2 protein-coding genes are annotated in these 1,074 nt (G+C 43.8%); both read right to left on the reverse strand.

What is annotated here, in order from left to right; translation table 11 throughout:
- Positions 1 to 235: 235 nt before the first annotated feature.
- On the reverse strand, positions 236 to 604 hold the full coding sequence (locus tag B7Y67_RS19100; RefSeq protein WP_293599982.1) for a Rap1a/Tai family immunity protein: 369 nt from the start codon (positions 602 to 604) through the stop codon (positions 236 to 238).
- 18 nt (positions 605 to 622) lie between these two features.
- A partial coding sequence (locus B7Y67_RS19105) for a hypothetical protein (RefSeq protein WP_293599983.1) occupies positions 623 to 1,074 on the reverse strand: 452 nt, incomplete at its 5' end.

Consider the following 1,074-nt stretch of genomic DNA (forward strand, 5'->3'; position numbering starts at 1 on the left):
AAACATTCGCGTCAAAATATTACGCAAGAAATTAAAAAGTATTTCTTAGAGCAAATTACTGACAAAGAAAAACCACCCCGTAGGGTGGTTTGAAAGAAAATCTATGGAGGTATTACTAAAGAATGAACAACAAGTTCATAGTAATCCTCGGCTTGAAATGCAAAATCTGAATATGCGTTCTTTCAGTGCCAAACGCATCATTTTGGTGCGGATGATGACTTCAAGCTGACTCTAGCTACTTGCAGGAGTAATCCGCCTCAAAGAATCTGACTAAAGTCTTGGCCTCACGCTCTTGATTGAACTGAGGGTTACTTTGAGTCCAATTGAGAAACTCCCGCAGAATATCTTCTCTAGTACCAGCGTCTCCTGAAAAACAAATTTTGCTCTTCATTTTAGGATTGCGATTGGCTAGGTACGCTTGATAAACGCCCTCCCCAAACCCAAAGCAAAAATTCTGACCATCCATATCATCCAGGTTCTTACATAAATCAACTAAAGCAGCTGTTGAGGCATCACCTTTCGGCAAATTAGCCTGAGCAAATGCACTTGGCTGCATCAGCATCATTGCGCCGACTACACATAGGGTGAATCTAAATAATTTCATCTTTTAGCTCTCTATCTATTAGCGCCTAAATCCACCCATACGACCGCCACCAAAACCGCCTCGACCACCAAACCGGTCATCATTCATACGATCGTAACGAGCCTGCTCTCGCATGGCATTTTCTTGAGCAGCTTCACGATAAGCATTGGGATTTGCACGATCCTGTTGATAGTCATTGCGAGCCTCTTGATTCATACGATCAGCCTGAGCGCGCTCTTGGGGAGTGGCATTTTTCTGAAAATCACTGCCAGCTCTTTGGCCAGCAGTTTTGGCTGCCTGCCGCTCTTGTGGAGTCGCATTATTTTTCCAGTCACTCAAGAGTCGCTGCTGATTTTGAATACTACTCGGACCAATCAAACCTCTACTAGATTTTCCTGAACTATTGATGCCATTATTGTTTACATTAATAGTGCCGTCAGACCAGCTTGGAGTCGACCAAAATGCTCCTCCAACGGCCATCCCAAGACCAA

This window comes from Polynucleobacter sp. 35-46-11, assembly GCF_002281105.1.

Coding starts and splice junctions, on each gene's coding strand:
- B7Y67_RS19100 (WP_293599982.1), bottom strand. CDS start 604: ATGAAATTATTTAGATTCACCCTATGTGTAGTCGGCGCAATGATGCTG.